This window comes from Methylobacterium sp. 37f (assembly GCF_023093475.1).
Classification (GTDB): domain Bacteria; phylum Pseudomonadota; class Alphaproteobacteria; order Rhizobiales; family Beijerinckiaceae; genus Methylobacterium.
In genome coordinates this window covers 32,090-49,614 of the sequence record NZ_JAGHKN010000031.1, presented here as the reverse complement: position 1 = coordinate 49,614, position 17,525 = coordinate 32,090, and the positions used below count along the sequence as shown (strand labels likewise).

Here is a 17,525-nt window from a genome sequence, read left to right as displayed (position 1 = left end):
CGTCCCGACGCGATCCCGGGCGTCATCCGTCCGAGCCCGTCCGACCCCGCCGGCAGGACATGTGCGATATCGGGTCATACCGAATATCAGGCCTGGTTCCGCGCCGCCGCAGGCCTGCGCCCCCTGCGCGACCGCATCACCCGCGTCTGTACGGGACGGTCCTGCCGATCTGTCGCCAGCAACCGAAACTTCGCGATCTCGGCTCCCACGATCCGCACCGGATTGACGTCAACGCCCGACGCAGCGGTGGAGCGCCTACGCGCACCAGCGACCCAGCCAGATCGTTACGACTGTGAGATGTATTGGATAAGGTAAATGGCGCGCCCGAAAGGATTCGAACCTCTGACCCCCAGATTCGTAGTCTGGTGCTCTATCCAGCTGAGCTACGGGCGCCTGCGACCGGGTGGCTGGTAGGCGCCGCCCCGGTGTGAGCGGGTGTTTAGAGGCTCCGTTTTGCCCTGGCAACCCTGGCCGGACAAGTTTTTCGCGCCGGCCGGATTTCGGGACCCGGGGCGTGGGCAGCGGCGCTTCGCGCTTGGGCTCCGGCAGCGTCCGGGTCCAGCTCTTCGCAGCGGATAGGCGTGTTCCCGGCGAGCGAACAGAGAGCTTGAGGGTTCACGAGCGATCTTTGTTGCAGGAATGACTTTCGCCGGCGCAGGATCAGCTTGCCGTTTCATTTGATGTATCGTGTCAGATCATGAAGGAACCTTTTTCCGATCGGAACGTGTCGGCCATTCGGGCTGCTATTCTTGACGTGCATCCGGGAACGCTTTGCGGTCTCGCGGGATTGAGAGGGACTTTCGCTGCTTCGGACGTTCCGTACCGGATCGGCGGTTCTCAGATGCCTTCCAAGGAGAATGCCGTGAAACGCTCCCTGACCACCCTCGCCCTTCTGTCGGTCCTCGGCGCGGGGCCGGCATTCGCACAGACCACTGTCACCGGCACCCCAGCTCCGGACGCCAAGTCGAGCGCCACGTCGGGCGGCCAGGAGGCCGTGACCCGGCCCAACACCGACAAGCCCGACGCGACCAAGCCCGCCACCACCAAGGCCGCCGCCAACGCCAAGCTCGAGGAAGGCGCCAACAGCTTCACCGAGGCCCAGACCCATCACCGTCTCACCGAGGCGGGCTACAAGGACGTCAAGGGCCTGACCAAGGACGACAAGGGCATCTGGCGCGGCCAGGCGATGCTGGACGGCAAGCCCGTCAAGGTTGGTGTCGACTTCAAGGGCAACGTCGCCGCGCAGTAGCGCATCGCGCCGCGCGACCGGAGCACGTCTCCCGCTCCGCGCGGCTCTCCCCGATCGGCTTTCCCAGAGGAATTCATCCCATGGCCCAGCAGACCATCACCGCCCTGTACGACAATTACGATGACGCCAGCACCGCCGTCTCCAAGCTGGAGGCCGCCGGCGTCTCGCATTCCGACATCAGCATCGTGAGCAACAACGAGGGCGACCGCCACGCCGGCCGTCTCGGCACCACCACCACAACCGACCTCGATCCGCATACGCATGGGGACACCCCCGAGAAGGCCAGCACCGGCGCGGGCGCGGGCGCGACCGTGGGCACGGTCCTGGGCGGGGCCGCCGGCCTCCTGACCGGCCTCGGCCTCCTGGCGATCCCGGGCGTCGGCCCGGTGGTGGCCGCCGGATGGCTGGTGGCGACGCTGACCGGCGCCGGCATCGGTGCGGCCGCCGGCGGTCTCGCGGGCGGCTTGACCGGGGCCGGCTTGAGCGAGACGGATGCCCACACCTACAGCGAGGGCGTGCGCCGCGGCGGCACCCTGGTAACGGTCCGGGCCGATCAGGCGCACGCCACCCGCGTGATGGACATCCTGGAGGAGCACGGCTCGATCGACGTGGACGAGCGCGCGCAGAACTGGCGCGCCGATGGCTGGACCGCGCCGCAGGCCGCCGCTGCGACCTCGCCGGACGCGATTCCGGGCAATGCGCTCGGAGGCACCGTCGAGGGTCGCAATCGCGTGCGTGCCTACCCGACCACGCCGGTCTGATCGGCTGATCCGGACGGCCACCCTCTCTCTGGGGTGGTCGTTCGACCCGGCCTCGGGTCGCAAGACCATCGAGCCCAAGAAAAAGCCCCGCGCCGGATCGGCGTCGGGGCTTTTTCAGGTCCGGTGGCATACGCCCCGTCGCGCGATGCGCGACGTCCGGGAAAAGGTGGGTCCCGGAGCCGAAGCCCCGGGTTCTGTTTCGACGGTTACCCTACCGCAAGATGCTTACGCCGCGAGGCGGGCATCCATGACAACGTTATCGTTGGCATTTAGAGTTTTGGCCAAATGCCCGAAACAGGGGTTGCCTGCGTCGAACCGGTCGAGTCCTTACCGACAGCCGCATCGTCCTGCACCGAAGTGCAAGCGAACTCGCGATCCCTTTACCGCCCAGTCGATCCTATTTCGCCCCCATCAGAAACCCACCGGCGCTGGCGCTCGTGGGCTTATGGTGGAGGCGCCGGAGTACTGCCCTCCGGGTCCTGAAACGTTATTACGAACCGGTCATCAACCGCAGGTCCGATATACGCGCGATCACCCGGCGGGTCCAGATGCTGCGTTATCCCGCCGCACCCACGGCCTCGGCGTACCAGTCGGCATAGGGGGTGTTGCGGGCCATGTGCCGGTTGAGGTCGGGCGTCCCGTCGGTCCACCAGACCGGGCCGCGCTCGCCGAGGCCGTGCTTGGCGGCATCGACAGCGGCCCGCGCCTGCGCGAGGGCACCGCCGTCCCCTGCGGCCTTGGCGGTCTTCACGGCCCGGCGCCCGTCCATCAGGGCCGCCACCAGCGCCTCTCGGCGCGCAGGGTCGAGGTCGGGCCGCGTCCGGCGCCAGAGGCGGCCGCGCACTACGATGTAGCGCCCGTCCGGGGTTTCCAGCGGTGGGCCGGCCCTATTCGGCCGCGCGGCCACGGCGATGCGCCTGTTCCTCGATGAGGGCCTCGACCGCCGCGATGGTGTTCTCGAGGTCGGCGATGCGCCGCAGCATGCTGTCGGGCGGCAGCATGGCGATCTTCGCGGCTTCGAGGATGAGCGTCCTCTGAGCGTCCTTGAGGCGTTCGAGGAGAGAATCCAAGTCTGACATGACTGGGCTTTAGCGGATGCCGGGGCCGACCGGCAATGCACAGGGGAGCAGAACGACGGAGATATCCTGTCGTGTCCTCGGATCGCGCGCCGAGATTCAGCGTGCGACCCGGTTCCGATCTTTGCCGGCACCGGGTTAGAGCGGGATCGATACGATCGAGCCGTGGTTCCGGTCCGATGCGATTCAGTTGGGGTGGAAGACCACCTTCACGCAGCCGTCCTTCTTATCGCGGAACGTCTCGTAGAGGTCGGGGCCGTCGGCGAGGTCGGCGGAGCGGTGCGTGATCATCGCGGTCATGTCGAACCGGCCCTCCTGGATCAGCTTCGTCAGCGTCTCGAGGTAGCGCTTCACGTGGGTCTGGCCGCTCTTCAGGGTCAGGCCCTTCTGGACGATCGAGCCCATGTTGATCGGCACCGGCCCGCCATAGACGCCCGGCACCGAGACGATGCCGCAGGGCCGCACCGCCTTGATCGCCTCCGCCAGCACGTAGGGACGCTCGGTCGAGGTCAGCTTCTCCTGCAGGGTGCTGAGCATCCCGGCGATGCCGTGGCCGGCGGTGGCCTCCATGCCGACGCAATCGATGACGCCGTCGGCGCCCTGCCCCTTGCTGATCTCCTGGATGCGCTCGAAGACGTCCTCCTGCATGAAGTCGATCACGTCGGTGGCGCCGTAGCGGCGGGCCAGCGCGATGCGCTCGGGCACGGTCTCGATGGCGATGATGCGCTCGGCGCCCATGATCTTGGCCGACTGGATCGCGAACAGGCCGACGGGACCGGCGCCCCAGACCGCGATGATCTCGCCGCCCTTGATCTCGCAATGCTCGGCGGCCTGCCAGCCGGTCGGCAGGATGTCGGTGAGGAACAGGACCGACTCGTCGTCCATGCCGTCCGGCACCTTCATGGGGGCGACGTCGGCCATCGGCACGCGGACGTATTCCGCCTGTCCGCCCGCGTAGCCGCCGGTGAGGTGCGAGTAGCCGAACAGGCCCGCGGTGGTGTAGCCGAACTGGGCCGCCGCCATCTGGGCATTGCGGTTGGAGCGCTCGCAGACCGACCAGTTGCCGAGCCGGCACTGCCGGCACGCGCCGCAATTGATGTTGAAGGGCACCACGATGCGGTCGCCCTTGCGGAACTTGGTGAAGCCGGCCCCGACCTCGACCACCTCGCCCATGAACTCATGGCCGAGCACGTCGCCGGACTCCATGGTGGGCATCTGGCCGTCCATCAGGTGGAGATCCGAACCGCAGATCGCGCAGCTCGTCACCTTGATGATGACGTCGCGCGCATCCTCGATCTGCGGGTCCGGGACCGTATCGCAGCGGATGTCGCCCTTGCCGTGCCAGCACAATGCCTTCATCGCGGATCTCCATCCGGCCGATACCGGGTTCCTGCGCGTGGGCAGGGCTGGTTGTGGGGAGAGGGGGAGCCCTCGAAAGGGGCTGCCCTTCGCGAGAAGGTCCGGCCCGGCGGCCTTGTTCCCCGGCGATTTTTTCGGTTCTCCGGCGGCTTCTTGCGATATCCCGGTCTTCTCCGCGGGACCGGCCGGGGGGAACGGGTGGCGCCTGCGTCCCGTTGGCCTCCGGATTCGCGCCGGAATGCGTGCCCGGGAAGGCCACATGCTGATCCTCGTCCTGTCCCTCGTGCTGCTCGCGACCCTGGTGCTGATGGTCGTCCGCCGCCGCTACATCGGCCGGCTGACCTCGTTCGCGACCCTGCTGGCCTCGATCATCCTGATGATCTGGCTGCAGGACAGCGGCCTCCTGCCGGGCACCCAGGGGCCGTTGAGCGATCGTCGCCCCCAGACGAGCCTCGATCGCCCGGCGCCGGCGCCCACCCTCCCCTGATCGCGTCGCATCGAGGCAGGCCGGTACGGCGCGGACCCTGTGTCGCGCGATCGCGTGGCATGCCATGGACCGTTCCGGCGCATCGTGCGTTCACACGACGGCCCGGGCTGATGTCTTGCTCGGGCACCGGTATCCGGGCGCGTGTCCGGCGTGCGATGGGCTGCGCGGTGATGATGCCGGCGACGTTCGAGGGGTTCAGGGGCAATGGCGAAAATCCTGCTGGTGGAAGATCACGAGGAGATCTGGGACTTCCTGTCCCGCCGGCTGAAGCGGCGCGGCTACGACGTGATCCTCGCCCATGACGGCGAGTCCGGCGTGCAGCAGGCGCGCACCGGACAGCCCGACGTCATCCTCCTCGACATGAACCTGCCGATTCTCGACGGCTGGTCGGCGGCCCGGGTGCTGAAATCCGGCAGCGACACCAAGGGTATCCCGATCATCGCGCTGACCGCCCATGCCATGTCGGGCGACCGCGACAAGGCGATTCAGGCCGGCTGCAACGACTACCACCCGAAGCCCGTGGATTTCTCCAAGCTGCTGACGCAGATCAACGCCGCCGTCGGACCGCAGGCGCCCGCGGTGCCCTGAAGGCGGCCGCTCCCGTCCCGTCCCAGGCTTCGCCCGACCCTCATCCGCCCCTTCGTCGCCCGTCCCGCCCGACATCCGATCGTCGGCGCCAGCGTCGCTCACCCCCACGAGACCCGGCCCATCCATGAGCGACGATCCCATCACCGCCCGCCTGCTGCGGCAGGCGATGCCGGTCTTCACGACCCTGGCCTCCTGCCTCCTCGTGATCACCATCGCGGCGGCGCTCTATCTCGGGCGCGACATCTTCGTGCCGGTGACGCTGGCGATCCTGCTCAGCTTCGTCCTGGTGCCGGGGGTGAGGCTCCTGCGCCGCATCCGGGTCCCGCGGGCGCTCGCCGTACTGGTCGTGGTGCTCACCGCCTTCGGGGCGCTCCTCGGTGTCGCCCTCCTGATCGCCAACGAGACGGCGCAGCTCGCCTCGGACCTGCCCCGCTATCAGGTCACCATGCGGGAGAAGATCGCCTCCCTGAAGGAGGCGACGGCCGGGAGCGGCACGCTCTCGCGCATGGTCGACATGGTGCAGGACCTCAGCGCCGAGCTACAGCCGGACCTGAAGAACACGACCCCCGAGGGCAGCGCCGGCAGTCTCGCCCATCCCCTCCACGTGCAGATCGCCTCCGCCAAGGCGGGGCTCCTCGGAACCCTCGGCGCCGTGGTGGGGCCGATCCTGCATCCGCTCGCCACCACGGGCCTGATCCTGATCTTCACGATCTTCATCCTGCTGCAGCGGGAGGATCTGCGGAACCGCGCGATCCGCCTGGCCGGCTCGGGCGATCTGCGGCGGACCACGGCGGCCATCGACGACGCGGCGGCCCGTCTCAGCCGGTTCTTCCTGGCCCAGCTCATCCTCAACATCGCCTTCGGCATCGTCATCGGCGTCGGGCTGTGGTGGATCGGGGTGCCGAACCCGATCCTGTTCGGGGTGCTCGCCGCGATCATGCGCTTCGTGCCCTATATCGGCGCCGCGATCAGCGCCCTGCTGCCGCTGATCGTGGCCGCCGCCGTCGATCCCGGCTGGAGCATGGTCATCGCCACGGCGGCCCTCTTCGTCGTGGTCGAGCCCATCGCCGGTCACGTGATCGAGCCCCTGCTCTACGGCCATTCCACCGGCCTCTCGCCGATCGCCGTGATCCTGGCCGCCACCCTGTGGGCGTTCCTGTGGGGGCCGATCGGCCTGGTGCTGGCCACGCCGATCACCGTCTGCCTCGTGGTTCTGGGCCGGCACATCGAGCGCCTGTGGTTCCTGGACGTGATCCTGGGCGACCGGCCGGCCCTGGCGCCGCCCGAGATCTTCTACCAGCGCATGCTGGCGGGCGATCCCGAGGAGGCGATCGACCAGGGCCGGATGTTCCTGAAGGCGCGCGCCCTCGTCACCTACTACGACGAGGTGGTGCTGGCCGGCCTGCTGATGGCGCAGGAGGATCTTTCGCGCGGGACCCTCGACCGGACCCGGCAGGACGAGGTCGGCACCGCTCTGCGGGCGGTCGTCACCCGGCTCGGGACCGTGCCGGCGGGCCGGAAGGGCGGCTCCGCCACCAAGGCGGCGGGCAATTCGGAGACGTCGGCGGCCTTCGCGGCCATCGGGCCGGACCGGCAGGTCGCCGCCATGGTGCTGCGCCCGGACGAACTCCCGCCGCGTTGGCGGGCGGCCCGGCCCGTGCTCTGCGTCTCGAGCCGCGGCCCCTTCGACGAGGCGGCGACGTCCATGCTCGGCCAGATCCTCGACCGCCACGGCCTCGCCGCGCAGGTGATGTCGATGGCGGACCTGCGCCGCGGGGCGGTGCCGGACGACCTCGGGGGCATCGCCCTGGTGTGCTTCTCCTACCTGGAGCCCGTCAGCCTGTCGCAGATCCGGCTCAACGTCCGCCAGGCGCGGCGGGCGATTCCCGGCGTGCGGGTACTGGTCGGCTTCTGGCGCGAGCGCGATCCCGCCTCCCTCGATCGCCTGCGGCGGACCCTCTCGGCCGACGTGCTCGTGACCACCCTGAACGGTGCCCTCGATGCAGCCCTGACCTTCGCCAAACGAGGGTGAGACCGGTGCGGCGGGACCGATCATTTGACTTCCCCCCAGGGTTGACCCACTTCTCCCCGGCGCCGACCCCCTCTCCGGACGGGTGGCGACGCCCCCCGCACAATCTGCGAACGGTCGTTGCTGTGGGTCAGGCCCTGACGAGAGGCTAGTACCAGCACATGAAAGTCGTCGTCGTCGAGTCGCCGGCCAAGGCCAAGACGATCAACAAGTATCTCGGTCGCGATTACGAGGTTCTCGCCTCGTTCGGCCACATCCGTGACCTTCCGGCCAAGGACGGTTCCGTCGATCCCGAGGCCGACTTCCACATGCTGTGGGAGCTCGACGACCGGGGATCGAAGCGCGTCTCCGATATCGTCAGGGCGCTCAAGGGCGCCGACGGCCTGATTCTCGCCACCGATCCGGATCGCGAGGGCGAAGCGATCTCCTGGCACGTGGTCGAGGCGCTCACCGCCCGGCGCGCCCTCAAGGGCATACCGGTGGAGCGGGTGACCTTCAACGCCATCACCAAGGCGGCGGTCGAGACCGCCATGCGCCAGCCCCGGCAGATCGACCAGGCCCTGGTCGATGCCTATCTGGCCCGCCGGGCGCTCGATTACCTCGTGGGCTTCAACCTCTCGCCGGTTCTGTGGCGCAAGCTCCCCGGCGCCCGCTCGGCCGGCCGCGTGCAATCCGTGGCGCTCCGCCTCGTCTGCGAGCGCGAGCGCGAGATCGAGGTCTTCCGCCCCCGCGAGTACTGGTCGCTGGTGGCGACCCTGACGACGGAGACCGGCGCCAGCTTCGAGGCCCGGCTCACCGGCGCCGACGGCAAGCGCATCCAGCGCCTCGACGTCGGCACCGGCGACGAGGCGGCGGCGTTCAAGCGCGACCTCGAACTGGCGACCTTCCAGGTTGCCAGCGTCGAGGCCAAGCCCGCCAAGCGCCACCCCGCACCCCCCTTCACCACGTCGACCCTGCAGCAGGAGGCCTCGCGCAAGCTCGGAATGGCGCCGGCCCAGACCATGCGGGCCGCCCAGAAGCTCTACGAGGGCGTCGAGATCGACGGCGAGACGGTCGGCCTGATCACCTATATGCGGACCGACGGCGTCGACATGGCGCCCGAAGCCATCGCCGACGTGCGCCGGGTGATCGGCAAGGAATACGGCGAGCGCTATCTGCCGGGTGCGCCGCGGAAATACAGCGTCAAGGCCAAGAACGCCCAGGAGGCGCACGAGGCCGTGCGCCCCACCGACATGAGCCGCCTGCCGAAGACGGTGGCCCGCACCGTCGATGCCGAGCAGGCCCGGCTCTACGAGCTGATCTGGACCCGCACGGTGGCGAGCCAGATGGAATCGGCCGAGCTGGAGCGCACCACGGTCGACATCGTCGCCCAGGTCGGCCCGCGCAAGCTGGAGCTGCGCGCCACCGGCCAGGTGGTGAAGTTCGACGGCTTCCTCACCCTCTACCAGGAGGGCAAGGACGACGAGGAGGACGAGGACGGCCGGCGCCTGCCGCCGATGAGCGCGGGCGATCCGCTCAAGCGCGAGCGCATCGCCTCGACCCAGCACTTCACCGAGCCGCCGCCGCGCTACTCCGAGGCCAGCCTCGTCAAGCGCATGGAAGAGCTCGGCATCGGCCGGCCCTCGACCTACGCGGCCGTGCTGCAGACCCTGCGCGACCGCGAATACGTGCGGATCGAGAAGAAGCGCCTGGTGGCGGAGGACAAGGGCCGCCTCGTCACCGGCTTCCTTGAGAGCTTCTTCAAGCGCTACGTGGAGTACGACTTCACCGCCGAGCTCGAAACCCAGCTCGACCGGGTCTCCAACGCCGAGATCGACTGGCGCGAGGTGCTGCGCGATTTCTGGCGTGATTTTTCCGCCGCGATCCTGGGCACCAAGGAACTGCGCGTCACCGAGGTGCTCGATGCCCTCAACGACCTGCTCGGCGCCCACATCTTCCCCGAGAAGGCCGACGGCTCGAACCCACGGACCTGCCCGACCTGCGGCTCGGGCCAGCTCTCTCTCAAGCTCGGCAAGTTCGGCGCCTTCGTGGGCTGCTCGAACTACCCGGAGTGCAAGTACACCCGTCAGCTCGCCGCCTCCGGCGTCGAGGGCGACGGTGAGGGCTCCTCGGAGAACGGCGGCCAGCCGGGCACCCGCGTGCTCGGCAACGATCCCGCGTCCGGCCTGCCCGTGACAGTGCGGGACGGCCGCTTCGGTCCCTTCGTCCAGCTCGGCGAGGCCTCGACGGAGAAGGAGGCCCCGAAGCCCAAGCGCTCCTCGATCCCGAAGGGCACCAGCCCGTCCTCGGTCGACCTGGACATGGCCCTGAAGCTGCTGTCGCTTCCCCGTGAGGTGGCGAGGCACCCGGAGACCGGCGAACCGATCCTGGCCAATCTCGGCCGCTTCGGACCTTACGTGCAGCACGGCAAGATGTACGCCAATCTCGGGCGCGACGACGACGTGCTGGAGATCGGCGCCAACCGGGCCATCGACCTCATCGTGGCCAAGGAGCAGGGCGGCGGCCGGCGCGGTCCGGCCTCCGATCCCGGTCGCGCGCTCGGCGAGCACCCGGAGACCGGCAAGCCGATCGTGGTCAAGTCGGGCAAGTACGGCCCCTACGTCACCGACGGCAGCACCAACGCGACGCTGCCCAAGACTCTGGCGGCCGAGGAGATCGGGCTCGCCCAGGCGCTGGAGCTGATCGCCGCGCGGGAAGCCGCGGGCGGGGGCAAGAAGAAGGCTCCGGCGCGCAAGGCTGCGGGTGCGAAGGCGCCGGCCAAGAAGGCGCCGGCAAAGAAGGCTGCGGCCAAGAAGGCGCCGGCCAAGAAAGCGGCCGCCGAGAAGGCGCCGGCGAAGAAGGCGGCGGACAGCGATGAACCGGCCGCGAAGTCGACGGCGAAGGCGGTTGCGGCCAAAAAGCCGGCGAAAAGCGCCGCCGACACGCCCACGGCGGCGGCCCGCAAGAAGGCGTGAGCACCCGCTCCGGCATCGGCTGCGTCCCACCCCGCGACCGCTGAGGTTTCCTGACAAACCTCTCGGTCGCGGGCCGGGGCGCTCTCCCGAACGGCAACGGTCCGCTTCGGTTCCTGGCTGATTCCGGGCCGTACCCGTCGGGGGCTGGCGGTCGTGGAGGTCGATGGCGGCGCCGATCCGCACGCAGAGCCGTCCTGGCGTGCCGCCCGCGCGCCCTGCCGCTTCCGGGGCGGTCCACACGTGTCATCGCTCTGCCGGGTGAGTTTGATGGTCGGCGACGGTCGCCGGGCGCCTTCACGGACCGCCCCCGTCGCAGGGACACGTTCGGTGGAGGACGGAAGACCCGGAACGGTTGCGTTCCGGACGGGGTGAGGCCAGGCTGCCCGAGCTTGGGCCAAGGCCCTTCGTCCAGCCATCCTGTCCTCCGATCGACGGCGGAATGCCCCATGCACGTTTGGGTGATGTTCCGGTTGGTGGGTCTTGGGGGACTCGCCGCGCTTTGGGTTGCAGGCGCGCCGCTTCGGGCCGCGGACTATGCCGGCGTCGATCTACGGATACCGATTGCGGCGCAGGAGGGCGGCAGCCTTGAGGCCGTCATGGTGCTCCCGCTCGGTGGCGGCCGGCATCCTCTCGTCATCCTCAGCCACGGATCACCCCGTGAGGCGCGCGACCGCCCCGGCATGAGCGCGCGCGGGATGATGCCGCAACTGGTGGCGTTCGCCCGGCGCGGCTTCGTCGCCGTGAGTGTGCTGCGTCGGGGCTACGGCACCTCGGTCGGACCCTGGGCAGAAGGCTCCGGGCCCTGCGAGAAGGCCGATTACGCCCGATCGGCTCGGGCGGGCGCGGCCGATATCCGGACGGCGATCGCGTTCATGACCCGCCGCGATGATGTCGATATCGCCAGGATCGTCGCGGTGGGGCAATCGGCCGGAGGCTTCGCCACCGTGGCGCTCACGGCCGATCCACCCTCCGGTCTCGTGGCAGCGATCAGCTTCGCCGGCGGCCGCGGCTCGCGCGCACCCGACTCGGTCTGTGACGAGGACGCGCTGGTTCGCGCCTTCGGGACCTTCGGACGACGGTCGCACGTACCGATGCTGTGGATCTATACCGAGAACGACCGCTATTTCGGGCCGGCTCTGGCGCGGCGGTTCCGTGCGGCCTTTCAGGACGCTGGCGGGCAGGTCAGCTTCGTCGCCGCTCCGGCCTTCGGGTCGGATGGTCACGCCCTGTTCTCGGCTCCGAACGGTCGGGACATCTGGATGCCCATCGTCGAGGCGTTCCTGGTCCGGCAGGGTCTTCATCTCCCGGCGGTCCGTCCTTCGACACCCTCGTCGCTGAAGCCTCCGCAATCCCTCGGCGCTGCCGGGCGGGCCGCTTTCCAGACTTATCTCGACAGCCCCGGCAGCAAGGCCTTTGCCGTGTCCGCCACGGGCGGATATGGCTGGCGCACCGGACGCGTTTCGGCTCTTGAGGCGCGCGACGGCGCCCTCGCGAATTGTGCGCGTGCCACCGGCACGATCTGCCGGCTCCATGCCGTCGACGACGCCTATGTGGTCGATCCATGAACCCGGACGCCCGTCACGATCCGGGCCGTCACACCTGTGCCATGCGATCGGGTTAACGGGTGAGGTTGCCGCCAGCCTCTACGGACCGCCCCATGACCGAACCGACGCGAACCCGCTCGCAGGCCGCCGAGGCCGCCGAGGATCGCGGCTCGAACGCCAGCGCCAACCCGACCTTCGGCGACGTGGTGGCGGCGCGCTTCGACCGGCGCGACCTCCTGCGCGGGCTGCTCGGCGTCGGCGCCATCGCGGCGGTGGTGACGCCGCGTGCACTGGCCGCCGGTGCGGCCCAGGCGGCCAGCGCGCGCTTTCCGTTCGAAGAAATCGAGGCCGGGTCGGACGCGCACCATCACGTCGCCGCCGGGCACGATGCCGACATCCTGATCCGCTGGGGTGACCCGGTGCTGCCCGGTGCGCCGGCCTTCGACCCGCACCAGCAATCGGCGGCGGCCCAGGCCCAGCAGTTCGGCTACAACAACGACTTCGTCGGCTACTTTCCGATGCCGGGGGCGGCCGACCCGGCGGCGCACGGCCTCCTCGTGGTCAACCACGAATACACCAACGAGGAACTGATGTTCCCCGGCCTGGGGCGCCAGGACACTCGGGCGGCCGCGTTCAAGGGCATGACCCGGGACCTCGTCGACATCGAGATGGCGGCCCATGGCGGCTCGGTCATCGAGATCCGCCGCACCGATGGCCGGTGGGCGGTGGTGCCGGATTCGCCCTATGCCCGCCGCATCACGGCGCAGACTCCGATAATGCTGACCGGCCCCGCCGCCGGCACGGAGCGGATGAAGACGGCGGCCGACCCCGGCGGGCGGGCGGTTTTCGGCATGATCAACAACTGCGCCGGCGGCACGACGCCCTGGGGCACCTGGCTGACCTGCGAGGAGAACATCAACTACTATTTCTCCGGCACGCTGCCGGAGGCTTCGCCCGAGGCCCCCAACCACAAGCGCTTCAACCTGCCCGCCAGCGCCTATGCGTGGGGCCGATTCCACGAGCGCTTCGACGTCTCGCGCGCGCCCAACGAGCCCAACCGCTTCGGCTGGGTGGTGGAGATCGACCCGTTCGATCCCCAATCGACCCCGAAGAAGCGTACGGCGCTCGGCCGCTTCAAGCACGAGGGCGCCGCCGGCATCGTCGCCCGGGACGGCCGCTACGTCATCTACCAGGGCGACGACGAGCGCTTCGACTACGTCTACAAGTTCGTCACCGCCGGGCGGGCCGACAGCGGCGACCGCGATCTCCTCGATGCGGGCACGCTCCACGTTGCCCGCTTCGAGGCCGACGGGCGCGGCACCTGGATGCCGCTGGTGTTCGGCGAAGGGCCGCTGACGCCCGAGAACGGCTTTGCCTCCCAAGCCGACGTGGTGATCGGCGCCCGGCTCGCCGCCGACCGGCTCGGGGCCACCAAGATGGACCGGCCCGAGGATGTCGAGGCCAGCGCCAAGACCGGCAAGGTCTACGTGATGCTGACCAACAACGGGAAGCGCAAGGCCGACCAGACGGACGCCGCCAATCCCCGCGCCGACAACCGATTCGGCCACATCGTCGAACTCACCCCCGACGACGGCGACAACGCCGCCACGGGCTTCACCTGGGAAATCCTGGTCCGCTGCGGCGACCCCGGTATCGCTGCGGTGGGCGCCACCTTCTCGTCCGCCACCACGACGAACGGCTGGTTCGGCATGCCGGACAATTGCGCCGTCGACGGGCTCGGCCGGCTCTGGGTCGCCACCGACGGCAATGCCCCCTCGCGCACCGGCCGCAACGACGGCATCTGGGCGATGGAGACCGAAGGGGCGGGCCGCGGCACGGGCAAGCACTTCTTCCGCGTGCCCGACGGCGCCGAGATGTGCGGCCCCTATTTCACCCCCGACGACACCACCTTCTTCGTGGCCGTGCAGCATCCCGGCGAGGCCGACGAGGAGGACCCGAAGGCCGTACCCGCCACCTTCGAGGCGCCCGCCACCCGCTGGCCCGACTTCGACCCGGCGATGCCGCCGCGCCCCGCCGTGGTGGCGATCACGAAGCGGGGCGGTGGCCGCGTCGGGACCTGAAAGATCGGGCTGTCCCGCCCGGAAGGCGGCTCCGCCACGGTGAGGCCTTCTTAACCACCCCCATACCATGTCATGGGGTGGTACGTTTCGTGCGGCGGAGGCTCCGAGCCCCAGCCCCTGCGAGACGGGAACCCCTTTCTGTTTCCGGTTTGTTCCGGTATGGTGAGAGGATGAAGGCGAATGCTGCACGGTCTCCCTCTGCGATCCGGTCCGCGAAGCCCGCGGCCTCACCATCCCCGGCGCGAGGCGCTCCGGTGAGCGACCCCGCACGCGATCTCTTCGCCGGCGGCAAGCCTCCCGCGCCGAAGCCCCCTGCCTCAAAGCCCGCCGAGCGACGCAAGCTCGACGCCGTGGCGCCGCTTCCGCCCGTCTCGGCCGAAGCCGGCTACGACGCCTCCGACATCGAGGTGCTGGAGGGGCTGGAGCCGGTGCGCCGCCGCCCCGGCATGTATATCGGCGGCACCGACGAGCGCGCCCTGCACCACCTCTTCGCCGAGGTGATCGACAATTCGATGGACGAGGCGGTGGCGGGCCATGCCAGCTTCATCGAGGTGGAGCTGGAGGAGAGCGGCCACCTCGTGGTCACCGATAACGGCCGCGGCATCCCGGTCGATCCCCATCCGAAATACCCCACCAAGTCCGCCCTGGAGGTCATCATGACCATCCTGCACGCGGGCGGTAAGTTCGACTCGAAGGTCTATGAGACGTCCGGAGGTCTGCACGGCGTCGGCATCTCGGTGGTCAACGCCCTCTCGGACGAACTCGAGGTCGAGGTCGCCCGCAGCCAGACCCTCTATCGCCAGACCTTTTCGCGCGGACATGTGCAGGGGCCGCTGGAAACCGTCGGCCGGGTGCAGAATCGGCGCGGGACGCGGGTCCGCTTCCATCCCGACGCCGAGATCTTCGGCGCCCTCAAGTTCGACCCGCGCCGCCTCTTCAAGATGGCGCGCTCCAAGGCCTACCTGTTCGGCGGAGTCGAGATCCGCTGGCGCTGCGCCCCTGCCCTGCTGGAGGGCCTGGACGACGTGCCGGCCGAGACCGTGCACCGTTTCCCCGGGGGCTTGCGCGACTATCTCGCCCGCGATCTGGAGGGCAAGGAACTCGTCACCGACGCGATCTTCTCGGGCAAGATCACCAAGCCGGGCGGGCACGGCTCCCTCGAATGGGCCGTCGCCTGGATGGTCACCGACGACGGTGTCTCGGCTTCCTACTGCAACACCATTCCGACCGCCGAGGGCGGCACCCACGAGAGCGGCCTGCGCGTCGCCTTGCTGCGGGCCCTGCGCGAGCATGCCGAGCGCGTCGGCCAGGCCAAGCGCATGACTGCGGTGACCACCGACGACGTGATGGCGACCTGCGCCTCGATGCTCTCGGTGTTCATCCGCGAACCCGAGTTCCAGGGCCAGACCAAGGACAAGCTCGCCACCGTCGAGGCCTCGCGCATCGTCGAGACCGCGATCCGCGACGCCTTCGACCATTGGCTCGCCGCCTCCCCGGCCCAGGCCAATAAGCTCCTCGACTGGGTGATCGACCGGGCGGAGGAGCGCCTGCGCCGGCGGCAGGAGAAGGAGGTTGCGCGCAAGTCCGCCACCCGCAAGCTGCGGCTGCCGGGCAAGCTCGCCGATTGCTCCAAGGCCGGCATGGCCGGCTCGGAGATCTTCATCGTCGAGGGTGACTCGGCCGGCGGTTCGGCCAAGCAGGCGCGCGACCGCGCCACCCAGGCGATCCTGCCCCTACGCGGCAAGATCCTGAACGTGGCCTCGGCCAGCCGCGACAAACTCGGCGCCAACCAGCTGATTTCCGACCTGACCCAGGCGCTCGGCTGCGGCACCGGCACCGGCTACCGCTCGGAAGACCTTCGCTACGAGAAGGTGATCATCATGACGGACGCCGACGTCGACGGCGCCCACATCGCCTCGCTGCTGATCACGTTCTTCTACCGGCAGATGCCCAAGCTCATCGATCGCGGTCACCTCTATCTGGCGATCCCGCCGCTCTACCGGATCAGCCAGGGCGCCAAGACCGCCTATGCCCGCGACGACGATCACAAGGTCCAGCTGATCAAGACGGTATTCAAGAACGGCAAGGTCGAGATCGGCCGCTTCAAGGGCCTCGGCGAGATGATGCCGGCGCAGCTGAAGGAGACCACCATGGACCCGAAGAAGCGTACGCTGCTGCGGGTCGAGGTTCTGGACGAGGCGCGCGATTCCACCGGCGATGCGGTCGAGCGCCTGATGGGCAACAAGCCCGAGGCCCGCTTCACCTTCATTTCCGAACGCGCCGCCTTCGCCGACGGGGCGGAACTCGACATCTGAGGCTGGATTGTGCCCGCCCGTTCGGACCTCCGGAGGGGCGCGGCCGGTGATCGGTCGGCGCCTTCGTTCGCTGGGGTTCAGACGGAAGAAGAGGCCGGACGCAAGAAAGCCCGGCCGCGAGGCCGGGCTTTCCTGTTGGAGGAAGTCTCGCGCGACTCGAACGGGTCGCGCGAGATGCCGCCGGATCGGGTCCTAGTACGAGCCGAACTTGTAGTTCAGGCCGGCGCGGACGACGGCGAACTCGGTGCCGCTGTTGCGGTTGGAGAAGCCGGGCTGGCGGTAGAGGACGTTGTTGGTGTCGTAGGCGTAGACGCCGGCGTTGCGGTTGTTGTTCTCGAGGTTCACGTACAGGCCTTCGACCTTGAGCGTGACGGCCGAGGAACGGAAGAAGTTCAGGAACGAGTCGGTCGGGAGCGCGTACTCGATGCCACCGCCAGCGGCCCAGCCGGTGCGGAAGTCGTCGTTGCCGCGGAAGCCGCCGAACGAACGCTCGTTGCTGCCGGCGCCGTAGGCGAAGCCGCCGGTGCCGTACACGAGGGTGCGGTCGAAGGCGTAGCCGAGGCGACCGCGGACGGTGCCGAAGTAGTCGAGGCTGGCGGTGCCGCGCGGATCGACGAAGGTGACGCCGGGGACGGCGGTGAAGCCGGGGGTCAGGATCGAGTTGTTGCGGCTGCGGCCGAAGTCGACGTACTGGGCGTCAGCTTCGATACCGACGACCACGCCCGAACCCGGGGTGAACTGGTAGTTGTAGCCGATCTGACCGCCGCCCGTGAAACCCTCGTTGGAGTTGTTCGAGTAGGCGACCTGCGACGGACCGCCGGCGCCGACGAGGCCGTTCGGGCCACGCACGAGGTTCGGGAACACGTTGTTGTAGACGTTGGTGTCGCGGCTGGAGGCGTCGAAGCCGTAACCGGCGTTGAAACCAGCGTAGAAGCCGGTCCAGGTGAACACCGGCACCGGCACGAACACCGGGGGAGCCGCGCGGCGCGGAAGATCCGCGGCCGAAGCGACGGCAGTCAGGCCGGCGAGCACAGTGGAGGCGAGAAGCAGTCTTTTCATTGTTTTACCTGGTCCTGATTGGC

13 protein-coding genes, 1 tRNA gene and 1 other RNA gene are annotated in these 17,525 nt (G+C 69.1%); 9 read left to right on the top strand and 6 right to left on the bottom strand.

The annotated features are described in order from the left end of the window. Positions 1 to 316 precede the first annotated feature (316 nt). Positions 317 to 393: transfer RNA gene (locus J7U37_RS18585), tRNA-Arg, on the bottom strand. 469 nt (positions 394 to 862) lie between these two features. Here J7U37_RS18585 and J7U37_RS18580 point away from each other — a divergent pair. Beyond that, a complete protein-coding gene (locus J7U37_RS18580) occupies positions 863 to 1,249 on the top strand; it encodes a hypothetical protein (RefSeq protein WP_056183249.1) in 387 nt (128 codons plus the stop codon). 80 nt (positions 1,250 to 1,329) lie between these two features. Further along, positions 1,330 to 2,010: a hypothetical protein gene (locus tag J7U37_RS18575; protein ID WP_247636639.1), complete on the top strand. Its 681-nt coding sequence runs from the start codon at positions 1,330 to 1,332 to the stop codon at positions 2,008 to 2,010. Between the two features lie 183 nt (positions 2,011 to 2,193). On the opposite strand, the gene ssrA is transcribed toward J7U37_RS18575, so the two are convergent. From ssrA to J7U37_RS18555, 4 genes are all read right to left on the bottom strand, one after another. Then, positions 2,194 to 2,561, bottom strand: a transfer-messenger RNA (tmRNA) gene (gene ssrA / locus J7U37_RS18570). A 5-nt stretch (positions 2,562 to 2,566) separates the two neighbouring features. Next, complete coding sequence (locus J7U37_RS18565; protein WP_200935904.1) at positions 2,567 to 2,917, bottom strand: hypothetical protein; 351 nt, start codon at positions 2,915 to 2,917, stop codon at positions 2,567 to 2,569. Continuing rightward, positions 2,898 to 3,089, bottom strand: coding sequence for a hypothetical protein (locus tag J7U37_RS18560; protein ID WP_056183034.1), 192 nt, complete (start codon positions 3,087 to 3,089; stop codon positions 2,898 to 2,900). Before J7U37_RS18560 ends, J7U37_RS18565 begins: the two co-directional genes overlap by 20 nt. A 183-nt stretch (positions 3,090 to 3,272) precedes the next feature. After that, entirely contained in the window at positions 3,273 to 4,445 is a 1,173-nt protein-coding gene (locus tag J7U37_RS18555; RefSeq protein ID WP_247636638.1) for a zinc-dependent alcohol dehydrogenase, read from the bottom strand. Between the two features lie 259 nt (positions 4,446 to 4,704). Here J7U37_RS18555 and J7U37_RS18550 point away from each other — a divergent pair, with 259 nt between their 5' ends. From J7U37_RS18550 to parE, 7 genes are all read left to right on the top strand, one after another. Further along, positions 4,705 to 4,932, top strand: coding sequence for a hypothetical protein (locus tag J7U37_RS18550; RefSeq protein WP_056183242.1), 228 nt, complete (start codon positions 4,705 to 4,707; stop codon positions 4,930 to 4,932). Between the two features lie 204 nt (positions 4,933 to 5,136). After that, the gene (locus J7U37_RS18545; RefSeq protein ID WP_056183028.1) at positions 5,137 to 5,520 is read left to right on the top strand and encodes a response regulator; all 384 of its coding nucleotides are present in this window, start codon (positions 5,137 to 5,139) and stop codon (positions 5,518 to 5,520) included. Between the two features lie 124 nt (positions 5,521 to 5,644). Beyond that, entirely contained in the window at positions 5,645 to 7,552 is a 1,908-nt protein-coding gene (locus tag J7U37_RS18540; RefSeq protein ID WP_056183026.1) for an AI-2E family transporter, read from the top strand. Between the two features lie 158 nt (positions 7,553 to 7,710). Beyond that, the gene (gene topA, locus J7U37_RS18535; protein ID WP_247636637.1) at positions 7,711 to 10,503 is read left to right on the top strand and encodes a type I DNA topoisomerase; all 2,793 of its coding nucleotides are present in this window, start codon (positions 7,711 to 7,713) and stop codon (positions 10,501 to 10,503) included. Between the two features lie 446 nt (positions 10,504 to 10,949). Then, the gene (locus J7U37_RS18530; protein WP_247636636.1) at positions 10,950 to 12,068 is read left to right on the top strand and encodes a CocE/NonD family hydrolase; all 1,119 of its coding nucleotides are present in this window, start codon (positions 10,950 to 10,952) and stop codon (positions 12,066 to 12,068) included. Positions 12,069 to 12,160: 92 nt separating this feature from the next. Further along, positions 12,161 to 14,128, top strand: a complete 1,968-nt coding sequence (locus J7U37_RS18525) for a PhoX family phosphatase (protein ID WP_247636635.1) — start codon at positions 12,161 to 12,163, stop codon at positions 14,126 to 14,128. Positions 14,129 to 14,382: 254 nt separating this feature from the next. Next, complete coding sequence (gene parE / locus J7U37_RS18520; RefSeq protein ID WP_247636634.1) at positions 14,383 to 16,443, top strand: DNA topoisomerase IV subunit B; 2,061 nt, start codon at positions 14,383 to 14,385, stop codon at positions 16,441 to 16,443. 192 nt (positions 16,444 to 16,635) lie between these two features. Here parE and J7U37_RS18515 read toward each other — a convergent pair whose 3' ends face one another. Then, entirely contained in the window at positions 16,636 to 17,502 is an 867-nt protein-coding gene (locus tag J7U37_RS18515) for a porin family protein (RefSeq protein WP_247636633.1), read from the bottom strand. Positions 17,503 to 17,525: the final 23 nt, after the last annotated feature.

Bases quoted from the DNA above. Each gene is read 5' to 3' on its own strand.
- J7U37_RS18575 (WP_247636639.1), top strand. From the start codon at position 1,330: ATGGCCCAGCAGACCATCACCGCCCTGTACGACAATTACGATGACGCC.
- J7U37_RS18560 (WP_056183034.1), bottom strand. From the start codon at position 3,089: ATGTCAGACTTGGATTCTCTCCTCGAACGCCTCAAGGACGCTCAGAGG.
- J7U37_RS18555 (WP_247636638.1), bottom strand. From the start codon at position 4,445: ATGAAGGCATTGTGCTGGCACGGCAAGGGCGACATCCGCTGCGATACG.
- J7U37_RS18550 (WP_056183242.1), top strand. From the start codon at position 4,705: ATGCTGATCCTCGTCCTGTCCCTCGTGCTGCTCGCGACCCTGGTGCTG.
- J7U37_RS18545 (WP_056183028.1), top strand. From the start codon at position 5,137: ATGGCGAAAATCCTGCTGGTGGAAGATCACGAGGAGATCTGGGACTTC.
- J7U37_RS18540 (WP_056183026.1), top strand. From the start codon at position 5,645: ATGAGCGACGATCCCATCACCGCCCGCCTGCTGCGGCAGGCGATGCCG.
- topA (WP_247636637.1), top strand. From the start codon at position 7,711: ATGAAAGTCGTCGTCGTCGAGTCGCCGGCCAAGGCCAAGACGATCAAC.
- J7U37_RS18530 (WP_247636636.1), top strand. From the start codon at position 10,950: ATGCACGTTTGGGTGATGTTCCGGTTGGTGGGTCTTGGGGGACTCGCC.
- J7U37_RS18525 (WP_247636635.1), top strand. From the start codon at position 12,161: ATGACCGAACCGACGCGAACCCGCTCGCAGGCCGCCGAGGCCGCCGAG.
- J7U37_RS18515 (WP_247636633.1), bottom strand. From the start codon at position 17,502: ATGAAAAGACTGCTTCTCGCCTCCACTGTGCTCGCCGGCCTGACTGCC.